Annotated in this window: 25 protein-coding genes and 5 tRNA genes; 23 read left to right on the top strand and 7 right to left on the bottom strand. The window is 69.7% G+C overall.

Annotation, left to right across the window (positions count from 1 at the left end; genetic code table 11):
- Positions 1 to 98: 98 nt before the first annotated feature.
- From PV679_RS30960 to PV679_RS30940, 5 genes are all read left to right on the top strand, one after another.
- Positions 99 to 170 (top strand) — tRNA-Gln (locus tag PV679_RS30960).
- Between the two features lie 18 nt (positions 171 to 188).
- Positions 189 to 261: transfer RNA gene (locus tag PV679_RS30955), tRNA-Glu, on the top strand.
- 61 nt (positions 262 to 322) lie between these two features.
- A tRNA-Glu gene (locus PV679_RS30950) sits at positions 323 to 395 on the top strand.
- Positions 396 to 412: 17 nt separating this feature from the next.
- Positions 413 to 484 (top strand) — tRNA-Gln (locus PV679_RS30945).
- Between the two features lie 18 nt (positions 485 to 502).
- Positions 503 to 575 (top strand) — tRNA-Glu (locus PV679_RS30940).
- A gap of 47 nt (positions 576 to 622) precedes the next feature.
- Here the strand turns inward: PV679_RS30940 and PV679_RS30935 are convergent.
- Positions 623 to 1,285 (bottom strand): MerR family transcriptional regulator, encoded by a 663-nt coding sequence (locus PV679_RS30935; protein WP_319683968.1) that lies wholly within the window; start codon positions 1,283 to 1,285, stop codon positions 623 to 625.
- Positions 1,286 to 1,379: 94 nt separating this feature from the next.
- On the opposite strand from PV679_RS30935, the gene PV679_RS30930 reads away from it, so the two are divergent.
- The gene (locus PV679_RS30930; RefSeq protein WP_319683979.1) at positions 1,380 to 1,886 is read left to right on the top strand and encodes a DUF4188 domain-containing protein; all 507 of its coding nucleotides are present in this window, start codon (positions 1,380 to 1,382) and stop codon (positions 1,884 to 1,886) included.
- 47 nt (positions 1,887 to 1,933) lie between these two features.
- On the opposite strand, the gene ndgR is transcribed toward PV679_RS30930, so the two are convergent.
- Positions 1,934 to 2,650 (bottom strand): IclR family transcriptional regulator NdgR, encoded by a 717-nt coding sequence (gene ndgR, locus PV679_RS30925; protein WP_319683966.1) that lies wholly within the window; start codon positions 2,648 to 2,650, stop codon positions 1,934 to 1,936.
- Positions 2,651 to 2,831: 181 nt separating this feature from the next.
- Between ndgR and leuC the strand changes: the two genes are divergently transcribed.
- The 4 genes from leuC to PV679_RS30905 all read left to right on the top strand — a co-directional run bounded on the left by leuC (position 2,832) and on the right by PV679_RS30905 (position 5,981).
- Complete coding sequence (gene leuC, locus PV679_RS30920; protein ID WP_319683964.1) at positions 2,832 to 4,271, top strand: 3-isopropylmalate dehydratase large subunit; 1,440 nt, start codon at positions 2,832 to 2,834, stop codon at positions 4,269 to 4,271.
- 2 nt (positions 4,272 to 4,273) lie between these two features.
- Positions 4,274 to 4,882, top strand: a complete 609-nt coding sequence (gene leuD, locus PV679_RS30915; protein ID WP_319683962.1) for a 3-isopropylmalate dehydratase small subunit — start codon at positions 4,274 to 4,276, stop codon at positions 4,880 to 4,882.
- 104 nt (positions 4,883 to 4,986) lie between these two features.
- Positions 4,987 to 5,214, top strand: coding sequence for a hypothetical protein (locus PV679_RS30910; protein WP_319683961.1), 228 nt, complete (start codon positions 4,987 to 4,989; stop codon positions 5,212 to 5,214).
- Between the two features lie 143 nt (positions 5,215 to 5,357).
- Positions 5,358 to 5,981 (top strand): HU family DNA-binding protein, encoded by a 624-nt coding sequence (locus PV679_RS30905; protein ID WP_319683959.1) that lies wholly within the window; start codon positions 5,358 to 5,360, stop codon positions 5,979 to 5,981.
- 81 nt (positions 5,982 to 6,062) lie between these two features.
- Here the strand turns inward: PV679_RS30905 and PV679_RS30900 are convergent, their stop codons facing one another.
- The gene (locus tag PV679_RS30900; RefSeq protein ID WP_319683958.1) at positions 6,063 to 6,266 is read right to left on the bottom strand and encodes a hypothetical protein; all 204 of its coding nucleotides are present in this window, start codon (positions 6,264 to 6,266) and stop codon (positions 6,063 to 6,065) included.
- Positions 6,267 to 6,301: 35 nt separating this feature from the next.
- Positions 6,302 to 6,991 (bottom strand): 2-phospho-L-lactate guanylyltransferase, encoded by a 690-nt coding sequence (gene cofC, locus PV679_RS30895; RefSeq protein ID WP_319683957.1) that lies wholly within the window; start codon positions 6,989 to 6,991, stop codon positions 6,302 to 6,304.
- A gap of 157 nt (positions 6,992 to 7,148) precedes the next feature.
- On the opposite strand from cofC, the gene PV679_RS30890 reads away from it, so the two are divergent.
- The 3 genes from PV679_RS30890 to PV679_RS30880 are packed head-to-tail and all read left to right on the top strand — an operon-like array spanning position 7,149 to position 10,106.
- A complete protein-coding gene (locus PV679_RS30890) occupies positions 7,149 to 7,901 on the top strand; it encodes a lysophospholipid acyltransferase family protein (protein ID WP_319683956.1) in 753 nt (250 codons plus the stop codon).
- Positions 7,898 to 8,899 carry an NAD(P)H-dependent glycerol-3-phosphate dehydrogenase gene (locus PV679_RS30885; RefSeq protein ID WP_319683955.1) on the top strand — a complete coding sequence of 334 codons (1,002 nt, stop codon included), beginning with the start codon at positions 7,898 to 7,900 and terminating at the stop codon, positions 8,897 to 8,899. The genes PV679_RS30890 and PV679_RS30885 overlap by 4 nt, the downstream gene beginning before the upstream one ends.
- A 34-nt stretch (positions 8,900 to 8,933) precedes the next feature.
- Positions 8,934 to 10,106, top strand: coding sequence for a D-alanine--D-alanine ligase family protein (locus PV679_RS30880; RefSeq protein WP_319683954.1), 1,173 nt, complete (start codon positions 8,934 to 8,936; stop codon positions 10,104 to 10,106).
- Positions 10,107 to 10,203: 97 nt separating this feature from the next.
- Here the strand turns inward: PV679_RS30880 and PV679_RS30875 are convergent, their stop codons facing one another.
- Positions 10,204 to 10,701 (bottom strand): DUF3515 domain-containing protein, encoded by a 498-nt coding sequence (locus PV679_RS30875; RefSeq protein ID WP_319683952.1) that lies wholly within the window; start codon positions 10,699 to 10,701, stop codon positions 10,204 to 10,206.
- Positions 10,702 to 10,724: 23 nt separating this feature from the next.
- Positions 10,725 to 10,958 carry an Lrp/AsnC family transcriptional regulator gene (locus PV679_RS30870; protein WP_319683951.1) on the bottom strand — a complete coding sequence of 78 codons (234 nt, stop codon included), beginning with the start codon at positions 10,956 to 10,958 and terminating at the stop codon, positions 10,725 to 10,727.
- A gap of 294 nt (positions 10,959 to 11,252) precedes the next feature.
- Here PV679_RS30870 and PV679_RS30865 point away from each other — a divergent pair, with 294 nt between their 5' ends.
- On the top strand, positions 11,253 to 12,224 hold the full coding sequence (locus tag PV679_RS30865; RefSeq protein ID WP_319683950.1) for a thiamine-phosphate kinase: 972 nt from the start codon (positions 11,253 to 11,255) through the stop codon (positions 12,222 to 12,224).
- 10 nt (positions 12,225 to 12,234) lie between these two features.
- The gene (gene thiD / locus PV679_RS30860) at positions 12,235 to 13,035 is read left to right on the top strand and encodes a bifunctional hydroxymethylpyrimidine kinase/phosphomethylpyrimidine kinase (protein WP_319683949.1); all 801 of its coding nucleotides are present in this window, start codon (positions 12,235 to 12,237) and stop codon (positions 13,033 to 13,035) included.
- 141 nt (positions 13,036 to 13,176) lie between these two features.
- Here thiD and rpmB read toward each other — a convergent pair whose 3' ends face one another.
- Positions 13,177 to 13,362, bottom strand: coding sequence for a 50S ribosomal protein L28 (gene rpmB, locus PV679_RS30855; protein ID WP_003957616.1), 186 nt, complete (start codon positions 13,360 to 13,362; stop codon positions 13,177 to 13,179).
- A gap of 417 nt (positions 13,363 to 13,779) precedes the next feature.
- On the opposite strand from rpmB, the gene PV679_RS30850 reads away from it, so the two are divergent.
- The 8 genes from PV679_RS30850 (at position 13,780) to rnc (ending at position 22,088) form a co-directional block, all read left to right on the top strand.
- Positions 13,780 to 15,474 carry a DAK2 domain-containing protein gene (locus tag PV679_RS30850; protein ID WP_319683936.1) on the top strand — a complete coding sequence of 565 codons (1,695 nt, stop codon included), beginning with the start codon at positions 13,780 to 13,782 and terminating at the stop codon, positions 15,472 to 15,474.
- A gap of 82 nt (positions 15,475 to 15,556) precedes the next feature.
- A complete protein-coding gene (recG, locus tag PV679_RS30845; RefSeq protein WP_319683935.1) occupies positions 15,557 to 17,767 on the top strand; it encodes an ATP-dependent DNA helicase RecG in 2,211 nt (736 codons plus the stop codon).
- Positions 17,768 to 17,925: 158 nt separating this feature from the next.
- Complete coding sequence (rsmD, locus tag PV679_RS30840; protein WP_319683934.1) at positions 17,926 to 18,510, top strand: 16S rRNA (guanine(966)-N(2))-methyltransferase RsmD; 585 nt, start codon at positions 17,926 to 17,928, stop codon at positions 18,508 to 18,510.
- 26 nt (positions 18,511 to 18,536) lie between these two features.
- Complete coding sequence (coaD, locus tag PV679_RS30835) at positions 18,537 to 19,016, top strand: pantetheine-phosphate adenylyltransferase (RefSeq protein WP_319683978.1); 480 nt, start codon at positions 18,537 to 18,539, stop codon at positions 19,014 to 19,016.
- Between the two features lie 98 nt (positions 19,017 to 19,114).
- Positions 19,115 to 20,287, top strand: a complete 1,173-nt coding sequence (locus PV679_RS30830) for an ATP synthase F0 subunit B (protein ID WP_319683933.1) — start codon at positions 19,115 to 19,117, stop codon at positions 20,285 to 20,287.
- A gap of 118 nt (positions 20,288 to 20,405) precedes the next feature.
- Positions 20,406 to 21,059 (top strand): DUF177 domain-containing protein, encoded by a 654-nt coding sequence (locus PV679_RS30825; protein WP_319683932.1) that lies wholly within the window; start codon positions 20,406 to 20,408, stop codon positions 21,057 to 21,059.
- Positions 21,060 to 21,061: 2 nt separating this feature from the next.
- Entirely contained in the window at positions 21,062 to 21,235 is a 174-nt protein-coding gene (gene rpmF / locus PV679_RS30820) for a 50S ribosomal protein L32 (protein ID WP_030753522.1), read from the top strand.
- A gap of 19 nt (positions 21,236 to 21,254) precedes the next feature.
- On the top strand, positions 21,255 to 22,088 hold the full coding sequence (rnc, locus tag PV679_RS30815) for a ribonuclease III (RefSeq protein WP_319683931.1): 834 nt from the start codon (positions 21,255 to 21,257) through the stop codon (positions 22,086 to 22,088).
- Positions 22,089 to 22,120 lie beyond the last annotated feature (32 nt).

The raw sequence follows: 22,120 nt of genomic DNA, 5'->3' as shown, positions 1-22,120 counted from the left end.
ATCGGGTAATGTTCTTCCTGCGCACCCCGGGAAGGCCAAAAGGTCCGGCCGGGAAACGCAGACCAAACAAACCCCCACAACTGGGGGTTCAGTTTTGGTGGGCTATGGTGTAATTGGCAGCACGACGGTTTCTGGTTCCGTTAGTCTAGGTTCGAGTCCTGGTAGCCCAGCGCAGATGTTTCTGCAACGCCCCCGTTGTGTAGCGGCCTAGCACGCTGCCCTCTCACGGCAGTAGCGCCGGTTCGAATCCGGTCGGGGGTACAGATCCTTCTCTCCGATGCTTTCGGGTCGCACCCGGACGCGTCGATGCAGGATCGCTAGGGCCCCCGTTGTGTAGCGGCCTAGCACGCTGCCCTCTCACGGCAGTAGCGCCGGTTCGAATCCGGTCGGGGGTACTGGATTTAAATCACCATGGGCTATGGTGTAATTGGCAACACGACGGTTTCTGGTTCCGTTGTTCTAGGTTCGAGTCCTGGTAGCCCAGCGCAGTTGTTTCTGCAATGCCCCCGTTGTGTAGCGGCCTAGCACGCTGCCCTCTCACGGCAGTAGCGCCGGTTCGAATCCGGTCGGGGGTACACATCGAGAAGGCCCTCCGCATCGCGGAGGGCCTTCCCGCTTTCCGTCATACGTCGCAACCGCCGTCGCCGAAGCGCCTGTTGGACTCCTCGGCCTCGGCCAGCCGGCGCAGGCTCAGCAGCACCGGCTCGTACAGCACGGTCAGCGCGACCGCGGCCTCGATCTGTTCGTACGCTGTCCCGTACCGCTCGATCATGTCCAGGTCGGTGACGGCGAGTTCGCCGGCCAGCCGCCCGTACGCCAGCAGATCGCCTTGGTCGCACGGGTATCCCGTCCTGGAGAGCCCGGCGATCGCGGCGACCAGCGTCCGGTAGGCGGGCGAGCGGTCGCCGTCCTGGCGCGCCATGGTCCAGCCGAGCTCCTCCAGCAGCGCGTCCGCCCGCCGGCGCGCGGTCCGCGCCGCCTCGTCCTGGCCGTCGGCGGCGTCGGTGGAGCCCTGCGGCAGCGCCCAGACCGCGGCGCCGAGCCGCATGTGATGGTCGAGCGACTCGTCCTCCACCGCGACCAGGACCTCCCGGGCCGTGGCCACCGGCATCCGTCCCACCTGGATCAGCGCCCGCACCAGGCGCAGCCGGCGCAGGTGGTCCTCGTCGTACTCGGCCTGGGTCGCGCTGATCCGGCGGCCGGGCCGGAGCAGTCCCTCGCGCAGGTAGTACTTGATCGTGGCGGTGGTGATCCCGCTGCGGTCGCTCAGCTCCGCCATGCGCATCCCGGTTGCACCTTTCACTGGATAGTGGAACTATCTAATCATGGATAGTTCCACTATCCAGTGGCTGAGCGGTGACCGGCGAACGGGGACGGGCATGACCACGAAGACGATCGAGGGACGGATGACCGCACGGGGCGACGGAGAGGTGACCGTCTTCCTGATCGGGATGCGTATCAACAAGTTCCGCGCCCTGCGGAGCTGGTGGCCGGTGGCGCGGGCGATGCCGCGGATGCTCAAGGAGCTGTCGCGGGACAGGGACAGCGGGCTGATCGGCGCCACGACGCTGCTGGGCGGACCGCGGCTGGTGTATCTCGTCCAGTACTGGGACTCGAAGGAGAAGCTGCTGGCGTACGCCTCCGCGCCGGACCAGGAGCACCGGCCGGCCTGGGCGGCCTTCAACCGCCGGCTGCGGGCCGGCCGGGGCGAGGTGGGTTTCTGGCACGAGACCTATGTCGTCCCGGCGGGCTCGTACGAGAGCGTCTACGTCAACATGCCGGAGTTCGGACTCGGCGGGGCCACCGGAGTCGTCCCCGTGGGGAGCCGCGGCGAAAGTGCGGCCGACCGTCTCGCGGCCGGGACGCGACGGCCGGACGTGGCCTGAGCGGGCCGGGCCGGCGCTGACGGACGTACCGGCCGAGGCGAGGCGGCTCAGCCGGTGCGGCGCAGCGCCTCGCTCAGCCGCCCGGCCGCGTCGATCACGGCCTGGGCGTGCATCCGGCCCGGATGCCGGGTGAGCCGCTCGATCGGTCCTGATACCGAGACCGCGGCCACCACGCGATTGGAAGGGCCGCGCACCGGCGCGGAGACCGAGGCCACGCCCGGCTCGCGCTCGCCGATCGACTGGGCCCAGCCCCGGCGGCGTACTCCCGACAGCGCCGTGGCCGTGAACCTGGCGCCCTGCAGACCGCGGTGCAGCCGCTCCGGCTCCTCCCAGGCCATCAGGATCTGGGCCGAGGAGCCCGCCTTCATGGTCAGTGTGGAACCCACCGGGACCGTGTCCCGCAGGCCCGACAGCCGCTCCGCCGCCGCCACGCATATCCGCATGTCGCCCTGGCGGCGGTAGAGCTGCGCGCTCTCGCCGGTCACGTCCCGCAGATGTGTGAGGACGGGCCCCGCCGTCGCCAGCAGCCGGTCCTCGCCGGCCGCGGCGGCCAGCTCCGCCAGCCGCGGGCCGAGAATGAAGCGGCCCTGCATGTCCCTGGCCACTATCCGGTGGTGTTCCAGTGCCACGGCCAGCCGGTGGGCCGTGGGTCGTGCGAGCCCGGTCGCCGCGACCAGCCCGGCGAGGGTGGCCGGACCGGACTCCAGGGCGCTCAGTACCAGAGCAGCCTTGTCGAGAACGCCGACGCCGCTAGAGTTGTCCATGAAACGATACTCGCGTCTCACTCTGTGAAACGCAAGTTCATTTTCCCGGGGAACTTGCAAACCTGTAAGGACGGGCTCGCGGACCACGGGCCCCCAGCCGGCGCCGCGTACGTGGGGGAGCGGACGCGGGCCCACACATCTCTAGAAGCGCCGCCGCACAAGGCCGGCCGGAGGGAAAGCGATGGGTAGGACACTCGCGGAGAAGGTCTGGGACGATCATGTCGTCCGGCGCGCAGAGGGCGAGCCCGACCTCCTCTTCATCGATCTGCACCTGCTGCACGAGGTGACCAGCCCCCAGGCCTTCGACGGCCTCCGTATGAGCGACCGGCGGGTCCGGCGGCTCGACCTCACCATCGCGACCGAGGATCACAACACACCGACCCTCGACATCGACAAGCCCATCGCGGACCCGGTCTCGCGCGTCCAGTTGGAGACCCTGCGCAAGAACTGCGCGGACTTCGGCGTACGGCTGCACCCGCTGGGCGATGTCGAGCAGGGCGTCGTCCATGTCGTGGGCCCGCAGCTCGGTCTGACCCAGCCCGGCACCACCGTCGTCTGCGGTGACAGCCACACCTCCACGCACGGCGCCTTCGGCGCGCTGGCGTTCGGCATCGGCACCAGCCAGGTCGAGCATGTCCTGGCCACCCAGACCCTGCCGCTGGCCCGTCCCAAGACCATGGCCATCACGATCGAGGGCGAACTGCCCGGCGGCGTCACCGCCAAGGACCTGATCCTCGCCGTCATCGCCAGGATCGGCACCGGCGGCGGCCAGGGCTACATCCTCGAATACCGGGGCTCGGCCATCGAGAAGCTCTCGATGGAGGCCCGGATGACCATCTGCAACATGTCGATCGAGGCCGGCGCCAGAGCGGGCATGATCGCTCCGGACGAGACCACCTTCGCCTATCTGAAGGGCCGCGACCACGCGCCCGAGGGCGCGGACTGGGACGCGGCGGTCGCGTACTGGCGCACGCTGCGCACCGACGACGACGCGGTCTTCGACGCCGAGGTCTTCATCGACGCCGCCGAACTGGCCCCGTTCGTCACCTGGGGCACCAACCCGGGCCAGGGCGCGCCGCTCTCCTCACACGTCCCCGACCCGGCTTCGTACGAGGACGCTTCGGAGCGGCACGCCGCCGAAAAGGCCCTGGAATACATGGGGTTGACCGCGGGACAGGCGCTGCGTGACATCAGTGTCGACACGGTCTTCGTAGGCTCCTGCACCAACGGCCGTATCGAGGACCTGCGCTCGGCGGCCTCGGTCCTGGACGGCCGCAAAATCGCCGACGGCGTAAGGATGCTGGTGGTCCCGGGCTCCGTACGGGTCGCGCTGCAGGCCGTCGAGGAGGGCCTGGACAAGGTCTTCACCGCCTTCGGCGCCGAATGGCGGCACGCGGGCTGCTCGATGTGTCTGGGCATGAATCCCGACCAACTCGCGCCCGGCGAGCGCGCGGCGTCCACCTCCAACCGCAACTTCGAGGGCAGGCAGGGCAAGGGCGGCCGCACGCATCTGGTCTCGCCCCAGGTCGCCGCCGCCACCGCCGTCCTCGGCCATCTGGCCTCGCCCGCCGATCTGTCCGACGCCGATGCCGGCGCCCGTACGCCCGCTGGAGCGCGATAACCATGGAAGCCTTCACCACTCACACCGGCCGGGCCGTCCCGCTGCGCCGCGGCAACGTCGACACCGACCAGATCATCCCGGCCCACTGGCTCAAGAAGGTCACGCGGGACGGTTTCGAGGACGGACTCTTCGAGGCCTGGCGCAAGGACTCCGAGTTCGTCCTCAACCGCCCGGAGTACGCCGGGGCCACGGTCCTGGTCGCCGGACCCGACTTCGGCACCGGATCCTCCCGGGAACACGCCGTCTGGGCCCTGCAGAACTACGGCTTCAAGGCCGTCATCTCATCGAGGTTCGCCGACATCTTCCGCGGCAACTCGCTCAAGAACGGTCTGCTGACCGTGGTTCTGGAGCAGCGGACCGTCGACGCTCTCTGGGAGCTCGTGGAGAGCGACCCGCGGGCGGAGATCACCGTCGATCTGGAGCAGCGCCAGGTCCGGGCGTCCGCTTCCGACGGCGCGCGGTTGATGGCTGATTTCGAACTTGACGAGAACGCCCGCTGGCGGCTCCTGAACGGTCTTGACGACATCAGCCTCACCCTCCAGAACGAGGCGCAGATCGCCGAGTACGAGGCCGCCAGGCCGTCCTTCAAACCACGCACAATTACCGTCTGAGCAGCGCTTTTACCCCACTGCACCCCCTGCCTCCCGGCAGGGGGTGCAGTTGCTTGTTGAGCCCCCGTCCGGCGACAACTCGCCCCAGATGGCACAATCGGTGCATGGAACGCGACAGCCAACTCAAGCTGTACGGGTTGGTCGCCGGACAACTGAAACTGGCGCACGCGAAGGTGCGTGAACTGCAAGTCCCGGAGGGCGTACGGATGGCGCTCTCCCGGAAGCTGCTGGTCATCACGGCCGCGGCGAAGCACGATCTCCCGGACGCGGCAAGGCGTCTGGACCGTCTGATGAAGGACCTCGACGAGGGTCGTTTTCCAGAAGGTGACTGACCTCCGCGGAACTCCGCCAGGTCGACTTCGTTGCGGCACTAGGGTGATTAGCCCGTTTCGTGTTTGATTTGCGGTATATATCTGCCTAACGTGCGAAAAAGCTTGAACACTTTCGTTCTGGCAATGTCTCCGAAGGGGAAGACGTGAACAAGGCGCAGCTCGTAGAAGCGATTGCGGACAAGGTCGGCGGCCGCCAGCAGGCCGCGGACGCGGTCGACGCGGTACTCGACGCGATCGTCCGCGCGGTGGTCGCGGGCGACCGGGTCTCGGTCACCGGCTTCGGTTCCTTCGAGAAGGTCGACCGCCCGGCCCGTTACGCGCGTAACCCGCAGACGGGCGAGCGGGTACGGGTCAAGAAGACCTCGGTGCCACGGTTCCGCGCGGGTCAGGGCTTCAAGGACCTGGTCAGCGGCTCGAAGAAGCTCCCCAAGAACGACGTGGCCGTCAAGAAGGCCCCCAAGGGCAGCCTCTCCGGCGGATCTTCCACCCGTACGACCGCCAAGGCCGCGGCCAAGAAGGCCACCGCCAAGAAGGCGACATCGGCGAAGAAGACGGCCGCCAGGAAGACCACGACCGCCAAGACCACGGCGAAGAAGACCAGCGCCGCGGCGAAGAAGACCGCGGCCAAGCAGGCCCCGGCGGCCAAGAAGGCCACCGCCACGGCCAAGAAGACAGCGCCGGCGAAGAAGGCGACGGCCAAGAAGGCCCCGGCGGCGAGGAAGGCCACCGCGCGCACGACCACCGCGAAGAAGACCGCCACCAGGTAAGCGGCACAGGGCCATACGCGCCGGGCCGGGCTCCCCTCGGGGAGCCCGGCCCGCGGCGTTGGTCCAGGGAAACCGGCGCGCTCAGAACGTGTACAGCGTCACCAGCGTGATCCGCCGCGCGGCGCCCTCGCCCTCGGTCTCGATCCGCACCCGCTGGCCCGGCCTGAGCAGCCGCAGCCCGCCGGCGTCGAAAGCCGCGGCGTCGAACTCCACCGGTGTGCCGTCGTCCAGCAGCACACTCCCGCTGCGGGTTCCGGATTCGTATGTGTACGCGGTCGCCTGCATGGCGGCAGCGTATCGGCCCTGCCCGATCGCCTCGCTCAGTGGCCGGGCCGCGCGGCCGGGAGCTGTCCGAACGCCGCGTACCGCCGCGCCGTGTGCGGGCCGAGACCCAGCGCCGCGGCCACCAGCAGATCGTCGCCCGTGTCGACGTCCCGGCGTACGGAATCCACCTCCGCCAGGACTATTTCCACCGCGCCCGAGGACAAATGCCGGATCCTGGACGGACCGCCGAAAGCCGGACTCAATTCCGAATTCGAGGAGGCCGCCAGCAATGTCGTACCGATTTCTGCGGCGTCCGCGAGAAATGCGCGAGGAAATTCCGTCGCGGCGTCCAGTACACGGGCCAGTTCGCCGGGTCGCAGCGCCGGGAGATCCGCGTTGAGAGCGGCCACCGGAGCTCCCGGCCGCACCGCTCTGACCGCCCGCGCGCCATGTGCGAGCGCCGCGTTGAGACCGGCCGCCGGCGTGTCCGGCACGATCCGCGCGCCCAGCGCGGCCAGTTCCGCCGCCGCCGTCGGGTCGTCCGTGACGACCGCCACATCCCGGACGGCGCGGCAGGCCAGCGCGGCGGCGACGGTGTCCTGCGCGAAGGCGAGTGCGAGACGCGGACGCAGAGCGTCGCCCGCGGACCCGGTGAGCCTGGTCTTGGCCAGTGGCAGCGGTTTGAGCGGGACGACCAGGGACCAGCGGTCGGTCGGGTCGGTGTTCGTGGCGAACTCTCCGTCCATGTGTAGCGGCCCTCTATTGTGGCCCGGCGCCCTCGCTGCCCGCAGGTCCGCTCGCGGGACCGGGGCGTACGGTGTTCTCGACAGAGCAGGGGCCCGGGGCGACACTTGACCCCCGGCAGCCGGGCAGTGAGCCGGGCGCGAAGAGAAAGGTGTCCGAGTGTCCCGCCGCAGAATCGGCTTCTGGTACCGCCTGGCGGCCGTCATCGCAAAACCGCCGCTGGTCATTCTGTTCAAGCGGGACTGGCAGGGTCTGGAGCATGTTCCGGCCGACGGTGGATTCATCACGGTGGTCAACCACAACTCCTATCTGGATCCTCTCTCCTACGCCCACTTTCAGTACAACACCGGACGCGTCCCGCGATTCCTCGCCAAGGCCGGTCTTTTCAAGAGTTCCTTTGTCGGCATGATGCTCCGCGGCACCGGACAGATTCCCGTCTACCGTGAGACCACCGACGCGCTGAACGCCTTCCGGGCCGCCGTCGACGCCGTCGAACGCGGCGAATGCGTCGCCTTCTATCCCGAAGGCACCCTCACCCGGGACCCCGACATGTGGCCGATGGCCGGCAAGACCGGCGCGGCCCGCGTCGCACTGCTCACCAAGGCGCCGGTGATCCCGGTCGCGCAGTGGGGCGCCAATCTGGCGATGCCGCCGTACGCCACGGAGAACCGCTTTCGGTTCTTTCCGCGCAAGACGCTGAAGGTACTGGCCGGACCGCCGGTCGACCTCTCCCGGTTCGAGGGCGAGGAGCCCACTCCTGAACTGCTGCGCGAGGCGACCGAGGTCATCATGGCCGCCATCACGGAGCTGCTCTCGGAGGTACGCGGCGAGCCGGTGCCGGCGGCCCCGTACGACCATCGCAAAGCCAGGGCGAAACAGCGGCGCAGGGCCGCGGAAGAGGGGTCCAAGTGACGCGCGTCGCCGTCTTCGGAACGGGTTCGTGGGGTACGGCGTTCGCCATGGTCCTCGCCGACGCGGGATGTGAGGTGACGCTCTGCGCGCGCCGTCCGGAGATCGCCGAGATCATCAACACCACCCACACCAACCCCGACTATCTGCCGGGCGTCGAACTCCCCGCGGGCGTAAGGGCCACGACCGATCCGGCGGCGGCGGCGCGTGGCGCCGAGTTCACCGTGCTCACCGTCCCGTCGCAGACGCTGCGCGGCAATCTCGCCGCATGGGCGCCCGTGCTGCCCCGGAACACCGTGCTCGTCTCGCTGATGAAAGGCGTCGAACTCGGCACCGCCAAGCGCATGAGCGAGGTGATCGAGGAGGTCGCCAAGGCACCGGCCGAGCGGGTCGCCGTGATCACGGGTCCCAACCTCGCGGCGGAGATCGCCGGCCGGATGCCGGCCGCCGCCGTGGTCGCCTGCCGGGACGAAGCGGTCGCCCAGCGCCTCCAGTCCGCCTGCCACACCCCGTACTACCGGCCGTACACCAACACCGATGTCGTCGGCTGCGAACTCGGCGGAGCGGTCAAGAACGTGATCGGGCTGGCCGTCGGAATCGCCGACGGCATGGGCCTCGGCGACAACACCAAAGCCTCCCTGATGACCCGCGGCCTCGTCGAGACGACCCGGCTCGGCGTGGCCATGGGCGCCGATCCGCACACCTTCTCAGGACTCGCCGGTATGGGCGACCTGATCGCCACCTGTTCCTCGCCGCTCTCCCGCAACCACACCTTCGGCACCAACCTCGGCCGCGGGATGACCCTCCAGGAGACCATCGCGGTCACCAAGCAGACCGCCGAGGGCGTCAAGTCCTGCGAGTCCGTGCTGGATCTGGCGCGGCGCCACGACGTCGACATGCCGATCACGGAAACGGTCGTGGACATCGTGCACGCCGGGAAGCCGCCGCTCGTCGCGCTCAAGGAACTGATGTCGCGAAGCGCCAAGGCCGAGCGACGCTGACTCGGGCGCTACCACCAGGTACTCTCATCGCGATATGAGCAGCGAGAACCCCTCCCACAGCCCTGAGCAGCAGCTCCGCAAGCCACGCGTGGCCGTCGTCTTCGGCGGCCGGAGCTCCGAGCATGCCATTTCGGTGGTCACGGCCGGCGCCGTACTGCGGTCCATCGACCGTACGAAATACGACGTTCTGCCCATCGGTATCACCACCGACGGCCGCTGGGCGCTCACCGCCGACGATCCGGAGCGGATGGCCATCGCCGACCGCACCCTGCCGAGCGTCGAGCAGATCGCCGAGTCCGCGGACGGCGGCGTCGTCCTCTCCGTGGACCCGGGCAACCGCGAGGTCGTCTACAGCGAGCCGGGCTCCGTGCCCAAGGCGCTGGGCGAGGTCGATGTCGTCTTCCCCGTGCTGCACGGCCCGTACGGCGAGGACGGCACGCTCCAGGGCCTGCTGGAGCTCTCCGGTGTCCCGTATGTCGGCGCGGGCGTCCTCGCCTCCGCCGTCGGCCAGGACAAGGAGTACATGAAGCGGGTGTTCACCTCCTTCGGCCTGCCGGTGGGTCCGTATCTGGTGATCCGGCCCCGTGAATGGGAGCTGGGCACCGGAGACGACAAGGGCGCCGCCGCCCGTAAGAAGATCGTGGACTTCGCCGCCGAGCACGGCTGGCCGCTCTTCGTGAAGCCCGCTCGCGCCGGTTCCTCCATGGGCATCACCAAGGTCGACGATCTCTCCGGTCTGGACGAGGCGATCGCCGAGGCCCAGCGCCACGACCCCAAGATCCTGGTCGAGTCGCTTCTGCGGGGCCGCGAGATCGAGTGCGGTGTGCTGGAGTTCGAGGACGGGCCGAGGGCCAGCGTGCCCGCCGAGATCCCGCCCGTCACGGCGCACGACTTCTACGACTTCGAGGCCAAGTACATCGACTCGGCCGCCGGGCTGGTGCCCGCGCCGCTCACCGAGGAGCAGACCGCCGAGGTACGCCGGCTCGCGGTCGAGGCGTTCGAGGCCACCTCCTGCGAGGGCCTGGTCCGGGCGGACTTCTTCCTCACCGAGGACGGCGAGTTCGTCATCAACGAGATCAATACGATGCCGGGCTTCACACCGATCTCCATGTATCCGCGGATGTGGCAGGAGAGCGGCGTCGGCTACGCGGAACTGGTCGACCTGCTGATCCAGGCCGCGCTGCGCCGTCCGACCGGTCTGCGCTGACGGTCCGGCCAAGGCGCCGTACACGGGCACCGGCCCGGACCCGCCGCACCGGCGGGTCCGGGCCGGGCTCTGTCCGGTCGGTCCCGCGCGCCGGGGCCTACAGGCTGGACGGGACGGTCCTGGCCACCGGCCCCGCCAGATCCGTGAGCGGCCCGATGTCATGAGTGAATCGCGTGCTCAGCGTGACCTCGACATACGTCTCGCGGTACGTGGTGACAAAGCGCGGCCCGGAGTCCCGCTCCTCCAGCATCCAGTTGACGCCGTTCACGTCCACCGCCCGCGTCTGCGGATCATTGAGCTCCTCCGGCCGAGGGATGCCGCAGCGCAGTACGACCGCGGCGTCTCCCCACGCGGCGGTCAGCTCCGAACTCGGTTCGGCGTCATCGCGGCCGAGGCCCGCCACGGCCTTCGGCAGCTCCTTGTGCAGAGCGCGGCACAGCGCCGCCTCCTGCCGTGGCGGGCTGGGTACCGCGACCCGTGCCGCGCCGTCCGTGGAGTCGCAACCCACCGCCGCCGACAGCAGGGCGACGGCGGTCAGGCACACGAGCGGACGGCCGGATAGCCTGCGGCGGGAGAGTGGACGGTGTGAACTCATCACCGGCCCAGCGTAGACGGGGGCTACAGATGCACGACCGGGCAGGTCAGGGTGCGGGTGATGCCGTCCACTTGCTGGACTTTGGCAACCACCATGCGGCCCAGCTCATCGACGGTGTCCGCCTGAGCGCGGACGATCACATCGTAGGGACCGGTGACGTCCTCGGCCTGGATCACTCCCGGAAGCTTGGCGATGGTCTCGGCGACGGTTGTCGCCCTGCCCACCTCGGTCTGAATAAGGATGTACGCCTGTACCACGGAACCTCCAGGGCGGCCACGAGGATCATGTGGGGAGAAGGGACGCCACGGTATCGCGTAGCCATGGGCCACGGGGAGACCCGGGTGGTCTGTGGCGTAAACGGTGAGGCGTACGAAGACAGAAGTTGACGTGTTTCTCGATGTTCTTGGCGTTACTGGCGTTACTGGCGTTACTGGCGTTACTGGCGTTCCTGGCGTCGTTGGCGTTCTTGATGTTCTTGATGTTTTTGACGGCACCTACAGCAGTGACGGTTCGCGGCGCAGGCGCGGCCCGGTGATGAGAGGGGAGACTCGGTGAAGGGAACCGTGGGCGAGTTGGGGGAGTTCGGGCTCATCAGAGAGCTCACTTCCCGGCTCACCACCACCCCGGCGGTCCGGCTCGGTCCGGGCGACGACGCCGCGGTCGTGGCCGCGCCCGACCGCAGGGTCGTGGCCAGTACGGACCTGCTGCTGGAGGGACGGCACTTCCGCCGCGACTGGTCGACGGCGTACGACGTCGGCCGCAAGGCGGCCGCGCAGAACCTCGCGGACATCGCGGCGATGGGCGCCGTACCGACCGCGGTGCTGCTCGGTCTGGTCGTGCCGGCCGAACTCCCGGTCACCTGGCCCACCGAGCTGATGGACGGCATCCGCGACGAGTGCCAGGTCGCGGGCGCGGCCGTGGTCGGCGGCGACATCGTGCGCGGCGACACCATCACGATCGCCATCACGGCGCTCGGCGATCTGCGCGACCACGAGCCGGTGCTGAGGTCCGGCGCCCAGCCCGGCGATGTCATCGCGTACACCGGCTGGTTGGGCTGGTCGGCGGCAGGGCACGCGGTGCTCTCGCGCGGTTTCCGCTCGCCGCGCGCGTTTGTCGAGGCGCATCGCAGGCCGGAACCGCCGTACCACGCGGGTCCCGCGGCGGCCGGGCTCGGCGCCACCGCCATGACCGACATCAGCGACGGACTCGTCGCCGACCTCGGTCATATCGCGGAGGCCAGCAAGGTCCGGATCGATCTGCGGTCCGGACTGATCGACATCCCGTCGCAGATGAGCGACATCGGACAGGCGGTCGGTGTCGATCCGATCCAGTGGGTCCTGACCGGCGGAGAGGACCACGCGATCGTCGCCGCCTTCCCGCCGGATGTGAAGCTCCCGGCCCGCTGGAAGGTGATCGGCGAGGTCCTCAACCCGTCCGCGCTGCCACAGGTGACGGTCGACGGAGCGCCCTGGACCAGCAAGGGCGGCTGGGACCACTTCGGCGACATCGAGGACGCCCAGTAGATTCGGGTACATGCCGACTCCCGCGCGCGTACCCGCCCGCGTCCTCACCGTCGCCGGATCGGACTCCGGCGGCGGTGCGGGCATCCAGGCCGATCTGAAGACCATGCTGGCCTTCGGTGTGCACGGCATGAGCGTGCTCACCGCCGTCACGGCCCAGAACTCCCTCGGAGTGCAGGGCGCCTGGGAGCTGCCGGTCGAAGCGGTACGGGCCCAGTACCGCAGCGTGGTCGACGACATCGGTGTCCAGGCCGTGAAGACCGGCATGCTCTCCTCCGCCGAACTGGTGGCGGCCGTCGCGGAACTGCTCGCCGGAACCGACGCTCCGGTGGTCGTCGACCCGGTCGGCGTCTCCAAACACGGCGATCCGCTGCTGGCCGCCTCGGCGCTGGACGTCGTACGGAACGAACTGCTGCCGGCCGCGACCGTCGCCACTCCCAATCTGGACGAAGTGACCCAGCTCACCGGAGTGAAGGTGGAGGACGAGACCGGGATGCGGCGCGCGGCGGGCGCCGTGCTCGAATTCGGGCCGCGCTGGGCGCTGATCAAGGGCGGGCATCTGCGAGGCGACGCCGTGGATCTGCTCACCGACGGCGCCGAGGAACACTGGCTGCGCGCGCCGCGCCACAACAACCGGCACACCCATGGGACGGGCTGCACGCTCGCGTCGGCGGTCGCCGCCGGTCTCGGGAACGGCCAGGACGTGGTGGCGGCCGTCGTCGCCGCCAAGGAGTTCGTGACGGGCGCGATCCGCGACGGCTTTCCGCTGGGCGGCGGCATCGGCCCGGTGGACCACGCCTGGCGCTTCCGCTGACCGGACGGTGCCTGGCACCTCCGCTGACCGGACGATGACGCGGAGGCCGGCCGGGCCGCACGCGGACACGGCAAAAAGCCGGTCCACCGAGGTGGACCGGCTTTTCAAGGCAACCGCAGGGGCTGCGCTACGACGCAGGCGTCAGCGCGAGACCTTGCCGGCCTTGATGCACGAGGTGCAGACGTTGAGCCGCTTCGGCGTCCGACCGACCACGGCACGCACGCGCTGGATGTTCGGGTTCCAGCGACGGGACGTACGGCGGTGCGAGTGCGAAATGTTGTTGCCGAAGCCCGGCCCCTTGCCGCAGACGTCGCAGTTGGCAGCCACGGGTCACTCCAAAGACTTCAGATGCACTTACAGAGGAATCCGGCTTGCCGGAATCAGTGACTGATGTGGGCGTTGCCGGGGAAATAGCCCGACTTTCATCGGGCAACCGAAGCAGCATACAACGGCCGCGTCGGTACAACGAAACTACCGTGACTCAGCTCCTTCATGAACGAGGGGGCTTCTCATGTGACCTTCCGGTCTCATGACGGCCGAGTCGAGGCCGCTTCCCCGCCGTTTTCCCGAGGGATTCCCGGTGGGAAGAGAGCGAGCGTACTACGGCGCTCCGCACCGCCAGAAATCGGAGACCGGACACTCGCGTCCCGTCGGCTGTCCCGGCGGCCGGTGAACCACGAGTGACGCCGCCGGGGGCTACCCTGCGGGCAGCCCCCGGCCAGGCAGCTCAAGGAGGACCATCAGGTGTCGCAGACCCTGGACGCCGCAGCGGTGCGGAGCTGGTGCTCGCTGGCTCTGGAGGCCCTCGGCCGGGAGCGCGAGGAGATCGACGCGATCAATGTCTATCCGGTCGCGGACGGTGACACAGGCACCAATCTCTATCTGACCGTGGAGTCGGCGGTGCACGCGGTGGAGGCGGTCTTCGCCGGACACGGCACCGGCGCCTCGCTGCCCGCCTTCGCCGAGGCCGTACGGGCCATGGCGCACGGCGCGCTGATCGGTGCGCGAGGGAACTCCGGGACGATCCTGGCGCAGCTTCTGCGCGGGATGGCGGAGGTGCTGACGGACGAGGCGGCCGGTGACGGACACCGGCTGGACCGGGCGCTGCGACGGGCCGCCGAGCTGGCCCATGAGGCCGTCGCCCACCCCGTCGAGGGCACGATCCTCAGCGTGGCCGCCGCCGCGGCGGACGCGGCGGAGGCCGTGGACGGCGCGACGAGCGCGGCGGGCACCACGAACGTGACGAACGCGACAGAAACGGTGAGCGCGCACCGGACGGGCGCCGACGACGCCGCCACCGCGCGTGCGGCGTACACCGGCGCTCGCGCCGCGCTGGCGGCCACCACCGGCCAGCTCGCCGTGCTCGGACGCGCGGGCGTCGTGGACGCCGGCGGGCGCGGGCTGCTCACGGTCCTCGGGGCGCTGGTGCGGTCCCTCACGGGCGAGGCACCGCCGGCGGCCCCGGTGGCCGTCCCGCCGGCGCTCCCGCTCCGGTACGAGGAGTCCGCGGCGGCCGGACCGGTGACGGCGGCGGAAGGCGGGCCCGCCTTTGAGGTGACCTATCTGCTGGAGACGGACGACAGCGCCGTGGCACGGCTGCGGGAGCGGCTGGACGGGCTGGGAGAGTCCCTGGTCGTGGTCGGCGGCGACGGGCTGTGGCACGTACACGTCCATGTCCATGACGCGGGAGCCGCCGTCGAGGCCGGTGTCGAGGCGGGACGGCCGCACCGCATCCGCATCACCCACTTCGGCGCCGCCGAAGAGCCCCGGGAGCAGGTCCAGCGGGCCGTCGTCGCGGTGGTGCCCGGCGAGGGGCTCGCGGGACTGTGCGCGGAGGCCGGCGCGACGACCGTCCTCGCGCGTCCGGGAGAGCCGCCCGCCAGCGGTGAACTCGTCGAGGCGATCCGGCGGGCACACGCCCGGGAGGTGGTGCTGCTGCCGAACGACGCGGCGCTGCGGCACATCGCGGCCGCCGCCGCCGAACAGGCACGCGCCGAAGGAGTACGCGTCGCGCTCATCCCGACCAGGGCCGCCGTCCAGGGCATCGCGGCGCTCGCCGTGCACCAGCCGGACCGCCGCTTCGACGAGGACGTGGTGGCGATGACCTCCGCGGCCGGAGCCACCCGGTACGCCGAACTGGCCGTCGCCGAGCGGCAGTCCTGGACCATGGCGGGCATCTGCCAGGCCGGAGACGTACTGGGGCTGATCGACGGAGACGTGGCGGTGATCGGCGCCGATCTCACCGCCACCGCGGAGGCCGTACTGTCCCGGATGCTGGCGGCCGGCGGCGAACTCGTGACGCTGGTGCTCGGCGAGGATGTGCCGGAGAGCCTCGCGGAACGCCTTGAGCTCTATGTCCGTGAAGGGCATCTGGCCGTGGACACCGTGGTCTACCGGGGCGGCCGGCAGTCCGCGCCGCTGCTGGTCGGCGTGGAGTAGCACCGGGCCCACCGACCCACGGCACGGCCCTGACCTGCGCGAATCCAGGGGTGCACGACGCCTGTCGGTGGCGTGGTGTGCAATGGACCACGTGTCCGCGCTGGATGAACCTCTCAAGAAGACGCTCGGCCCCGCCACCGCCAAGGTGATGGCCGAACACCTCGGCCTGCACACGGTCGGCGATCTGCTGCACCACTACCCGCGGCGGTACGAGGAGCGCGGCCAGCTCACCAAGCTGTCCGAGCTGCCGCTGGACGAGGACGTGACCGTGGTCGCCCAGGTCGCCGACTCCCGGGTGCTGACGTTCAACCACGGCCGGGGCCAGCGTCTGGAGATCACTCTCACCGACGGCAGCGGCCGGCTCCAGCTCGTCTTCTTCGGCAGAGGGATCCACAAGCCGCACAAGGAGCTGCCGCCGGGCAGCCGCGGGATGTTCGCCGGCAAGGTGTCCGTCTTCAACCGCAAGCTCCAGCTCGCCCATCCCACTTATGTGCCGCTGGGCACGGACAGCGGCGAGGACGCCGTGGACGACTTCGCGGGCAAGCTGATCCCGATCTATCCGGCCTGCAAGGGGCTGGAGTCCTGGAAGATCACCAAGGCGGTGGACGCGGTGCTGCCGAGGGCCGCCGAAGCCGTCGACCCGCTGCCGCCCGCGCTGCGCGACGGCCGTGGATTCACACCGCTGCCGGAGGCACTGCTCAAGGTCCACCGGCCCGAGACCAGAGCGGACATCGAAGCCGCTCGCGGCCGGCTGAAGTGGGACGAGGCGTTTGTCCTCCAGGTGGCCCTCGCCCGGCGCCGGTACGCGGACGGACAGCTTCCCGCCGTGGCCCGCGGTCCGGTGGCGGACGGACTGCTCGACGCCTTCGACGCCAAGCTGCCCTTCATACTGACCGACGGCCAGCGGAAGGTCACCGCCGAGATCTTCGCGGACCTCGCCACCGAACATCCCATGCACCGGCTGCTCCAGGGCGAGGTCGGCTCCGGCAAGACGCTTGTCGCGCTGCGGGCGATGCTGACGGTCGTCGACGCGGGCGGCCAGACCGCGCTGCTGGCGCCCACCGAGGTCCTCGCCCAGCAGCACCACCGCTCGGTCACGGAGATGATGGGAGAGCTGGCCCAGGGAGGGATGCTCGGCGGCGCCGAGCACGCCACCAAGGTCGTGCTGCTCACCGGCTCCATGGGCGCCGCCGCGCGGCGGCGGGCGCTGCTCGATCTGGTCACCGGCGAGGCCGGGATCGTGATCGGGACACACGCCCTGATCGAGGACAAGGTGCAGTTTCACGACCTCGGACTGGTCGTCGTGGACGAGCAGCACCGCTTCGGGGTGGAGCAGCGCGACGCCCTGCGCTCCAAGGGAAAGCAGCCGCCGCATCTGCTGGTCATGACCGCCACGCCCATTCCCCGTACGGTCGCGATGACCGTCTTCGGCGATCTGGAGACCTCCGTCCTGGACCAGTTGCCGGCCGGCCGCTCGCCGATCGCCAGCCATGTCGTCCCGGCCCAGGACAAGCCGCACTTCCTCGCCCGTGCCTGGGAGCGGGTGCGTGAGGAGGTCGACAAGGGCCATCAGGCGTATGTCGTCTGTCCACGCATCGGTGACGACGAGGACGAGCCGAAGAAGAAGGCGGCGGTGAAGGCCGCCGAGAAGGCCGAGAAGGCCGAGGAAGCGGAGAAGCGCCCGCCGCTCGCCGTGCTGGATGTCGCGGCGCGGCTTGCCGGAGGCCCGCTGGCCGGGCTGCGCGTCGAGGTGCTGCACGGGCGTATGCAGCCGGACGACAAGGACGCCGTGATGCGCCGCTTCGCCGCCGGCGAGGTGGATGTGCTCGTCGCGACCACGGTCATCGAGGTCGGAGTGAACGTTCCCAATGCCACCGCCATGGTGATCATGGACGCGGACCGGTTCGGTGTCTCCCAGCTCCACCAGCTCCGCGGCCGGGTCGGCCGTGGCTCGGCGCCCGGTCTCTGTCTGCTGGTCACCGACATGCCGGAGGCGAGCCCGGCCAGGGCCAGGCTCGGCGCGGTCGCCGCCACCCTCGACGGCTTCGAGCTGTCCCGTATCGACCTCGAACAGCGCCGTGAGGGCGATGTCCTGGGCCAGGCCCAGTCCGGCGTCCGCTCCTCGCTGCGGATGCTGGCGGTCATCGAGGACGAGGAGATCATCGCGGCCGCCCGCGAGGAGGCCGTCGTGGTCGTCGGCGAGGACCCGGAGCTGGAGCGTTGGCCGGAGCTGCGTACGGCACTGGACGCGCTGCTGGACACGGAACGCGAGCAGTACCTCGACAAGGGCTGACTCGACAAGGGCTGACTCGACAAGGGCTGAGAGGACGTCCGCGGACCGGAGGGCGGTGACACGGTCCGAACCGGAGCCGGCCGGGCCCGCGGCGGGCATACGCCATATCGTGGGTGCGGCATCCGCCGCTCCACCGACGAACCGAGGATCCGACACCCATGACCCGCGTGATCGCCGGTGCCGCCGGCGGACGCCGTCTCGCCGTCCCGCCCGGCACCGGCACCCGCCCCACCTCCGACCGTGCGCGCGAGGGCCTCTTCTCCACCTGGCAGTCGCTGCTCGGCACCCTGGACGGCGTCCGGATCGCCGATCTGTACGCCGGCTCGGGCGCCGTCGGCCTGGAAGCGCTGTCCCGTGGCGCGGCGCACGCGCTGCTCGTCGAGGCCGACGGCCGCGCGGCCCGTACCGTCCGCGAGAACGTCCGCACGCTCGGACTTCCCGGCGCGGAGGTCCGTACCGGCAAGGCGGAACAGATCGTCGCGGGCCCGGCCCCGGAGAGCCCGTACGACCTGGTCTTCCTGGACCCGCCGTACGCCGTCACGGACGACGATCTTCGGGAGATCCTGCTCACACTCCGCACCCAGGGCTGGCTCAGCGGCGATGCTGTCGCCACCGTGGAACGCAGCACCAGGGGCGGAGAGTTCGGCTGGCCCGACGGCTTTGTGCCAGTGCGGTCCCGTCGCTACGGCGAGGGAACGCTTTGGTACGGTCGCGCCGCCTCTACGTGCGAAGACGCACCATGACCGGACCGGAGAGCGAGGGAATTCAGTTGCGCCGCGCCGTCTGTCCGGGGTCCTTCGACCCCATCACCAATGGACATCTCGACATCATCGCCCGCGCCTCCAAGCTGTACGACGTCGTACATGTGGCGGTGATGATCAATCAGTCCAAACAGGGACTGTTCACGATCGAGGAGCGGATGGAGCTGATCCGCGAAGTCACCGCCGAATTCGGCAATGTCGAAGTCGAGTCCTTCCACGGCCTGCTCGTCGACTTCTGCAAGCAGCGCGACATCCCGGCCATCGTGAAGGGACTCCGTGCCGTCAGCGACTTCGACTACGAGCTCCAGATGGCACAGATGAACAATGGCCTCTCGGGTGTCGAGACACTGTTCGTGCCCACCAACCCCACCTACAGCTTCCTCTCCTCGTCCCTGGTGAAAGAGGTCGCGACCTGGGGCGGAGACGTCTCTCATCTGCTGCCTCCGGCCGTGCACACGGCTCTCCTGCGGCGCCTCGGCGAGCGATGACCGGCTGAGGGCCCGTCACCCGGTGTCGGACGGGCTCCAAGGGGCCGTACAGTCGTTGCGTCCGTCTCCAAACCAGCCGAGAGAGTGGCGAGCACACGGTGGACGTGCAGAAGAAGCTCGACGAGATCGTCGACACGGTGGGAAACGCCCGCTCCATGCCCATGTCGGCGTCCTGCGTGGTGAATCGCGCCGAGCTGCTCGCGCTGCTCGAAGAGGTACGGGAAGCGCTCCCGGGCTCGCTGGCCCAGGCCCAGGAGCTGCTCGGCGGGCGTGAGCAGCTCGCCGAGCAGGCGCGCGAGGAGGCCGAGCGGATCATCGCGGGCGCCCATGCCCAGCGCTCCACGCTCGTCTCCGACACCGCGATCGCCCGGCAGTCCCAGGAGGAGGCCGACCGCATCCTCACCGAGGCCCGCCGGGAAGCCGAGGAGATCCGCGCCGAGGCGGACGACTATGTCGACTCGAAGCTCGCCAACTTCGAGGTCGTCCTCACCAAGACCATCGGTTCCGTCGACCGCGGCCGTGAGAAGCTCCTCGGCCGTGCTCCGGGCAGCGGCGAGGAGGAGTACGGCTCCGCCGAGGACGACGACGCTCCCGAGTACAGCGCCGACCCCGACACGCTGATCCGGCGCGCCGACGACTATGTCGACGCCAAGCTCGGTGCCTTCGAGGCCGTCCTTTCCAAGACCCTGGAGGCGGTCGGCCGCGGCCGGCAGAAGCTGCACGGACGGACCGCCTCGGACGAACTGGGAGCCCATATGGCCGCCCAGGACGCGGCGGGCCCGCAGGGACACACCAGCGACGCGGACTATCTGGCGGACCTCGCGGAGACACCGCGGGAGCGGCCGCGTGCCACGGTCCCGGCGCAGCCGCAGCAGCCGCCTCAGGCACAGCCGCCACAGCCGCCGGCCCAGCAGCCCTACGCCGATCCCGCCTACCAGGGCGGCGCCGCCGGCTACCAGGAGACCGGCTACACCGAGGCGGGCTACACCGGAACCGGCTATCCGGACCCCGCCTACGCCGCCGCGGAGGCCGGCTACACCGGCTACCAGCAGCAGGACGCGTACGGCTATCAGCAGGACCCGTACGGCTACCAGCAGCAGGGCTACGACCAGGGCCAGAGCCAGGGATACGACCCGAACTACGGCTGGCAGCAGCAGCCGGGCGCCCAGCCGCCCGCCGCCGGGCAGCAGAGCGCCCTCGAAGAGACCAGCCTCTTCGACACCAGCATGATCGACCTCGATCAGCTCCGCCGGTACGAACAGGGCCGCTGAGCGGCACCGGATTGGGCCTACGGCGGCCGGTCCAGTACCCTGGCTCTTCGGTCGCGTGTATGTCCGCGGTCCTGGCTGCCCGCTTCGCTTCCGCGACGGTGGCGGCCCCTCTCACGATTTGAAAGCGGGAAAAGCCCTGAACGCGCGCCTTGACCATCGCAACCCCCTCGTGTTCGACACACACGAGCTGGGGCGGCGGCCGGGTGCGCTCCAGAAGCTGAACCGCTCGGTGCCCGCGCCCAGGGATTTCGGGATCGCGGATGTCATCGGAGCGCCCGAGGGCGCGCCCGTGGAGCTGAACCTCCGCCTCGAATCGGTCATGGAAGGGGTGCTCGTGACGGGCACCGCCCGTGCGTCGGCCGAGGGGGAGTGCGTAAGGTGTCTGGAGCCGTTGCGCCAAGAGGTGGCAGCGGACTTCCAGGAGATGTTCTCGTACCACGACGCCGATGACCGGGGCCGCATCCGTGTGGAGCCGGGCGACGACGCCGAGGACGAGGACAGGCTCTTCATCGAGGACGGACTGTTCGACCTCGAACCCGTGCTGCGTGATGCGGTGGTGCTCGCACTGCCGATGCAGCCGGTGTGCCGGGAGACCTGTGCCGGCCTGTGTTCCGAATGCGGGATCAGGCTGGACGAGAACCCGGACCACCACCATGACGCCGTCGACATCCGTTGGGCGGCACTGCAGGGACTCGCCGAGACCGTCAAGGACGGCGAGAAGGACAACATGGGCGGCGCCGAAGCGGGCGTCGACGAGAAGCAGGAGAAGTAGCCGTGGCTGTTCCGAAGCGGAAGATGTCGCGCAGCAACACGCGCCACCGCCGGTCGCAGTGGAAGGCTGCGGTCCCCACTCTGGTTGCGTGCGAGCGCTGCCAGGAGCCGAAGCTGCAGCACATCGCGTGCCCGAGCTGCGGCACCTATAACAAGCGCCAGGTCCTCGAGGTCTGAGCGGCTGGTGAGAGGCTCGATGTCTGAACTGTCCAACGCTAAGAAGCAGACAGACAATGTCAGTACAGCCTCGTCCCACACGCTTCTGGAAGGGCGGCTCGGCTATCAGCTTGAGTCCGCCCTTCTGGTGCGTGCGCTGACCCATCGTTCGTACGCGTACGAGAACGGCGGTCTGCCCACCAACGAGCGGCTCGAATTCCTCGGGGATTCGGTGCTCGGTCTGGTGGTCACGGACACGCTGTACCGCACCCACCCCGACCTGCCTGAAGGCCAGCTGGCCAAATTGCGGGCCGCGGTGGTCAACTCGCGTGCGCTCGCGGAAGTGGGACGCGGCCTCGAACTCGGCTCCTTCGTCCGGCTCGGCCGGGGCGAAGAGGGCACGGGCGGGCGGGACAAGGCGTCCATTCTCGCCGACACCCTTGAAGCGGTGATCGGCGCTGTCTATCTCGACCAGGGCCTCGACACGGCGTCCGAGCTGGTGCACCGGCTCTTCGACCCGCTGATCGAGAAGTCCTCCAACCTCGGCGCCGGCCTGGACTGGAAAACCAGCCTCCAGGAACTCACCGCGGCGGAGAGTCTCGGCGTGCCCGAGTATCTCGTCACGGAAACCGGCCCGGACCACGAGAAAACCTTCACTGCTGCCGCTCGCGTCGGTGGTGTCTCGTACGGCACCGGCACCGGCCGCAGCAAGAAGGAAGCGGAGCAGCAGGCGGCGGAGTCCGCGTGGCGGGCCATCCGGACCGCCGCGGACGAACGGGAGGCGACGGAGAAGTCCGCCGCCGGCGTTCCAGGATCCGCCGAGGCGTCTTCGGTTCCACCGGAGCCGGCTCCGGTGGACACGGCCAACGCCTGACCGTCCGTGCTCTCCTTCCTGGTGCGCCCCTC

The organism is Streptomyces sp. AK02-01A (assembly GCF_033795305.1).
GTDB lineage: Bacteria > Actinomycetota > Actinomycetes > Streptomycetales > Streptomycetaceae > Streptomyces.
Note: the sequence above shows the minus strand (reverse complement) of the source record. Positions and strands in the feature narration are given on the sequence as shown.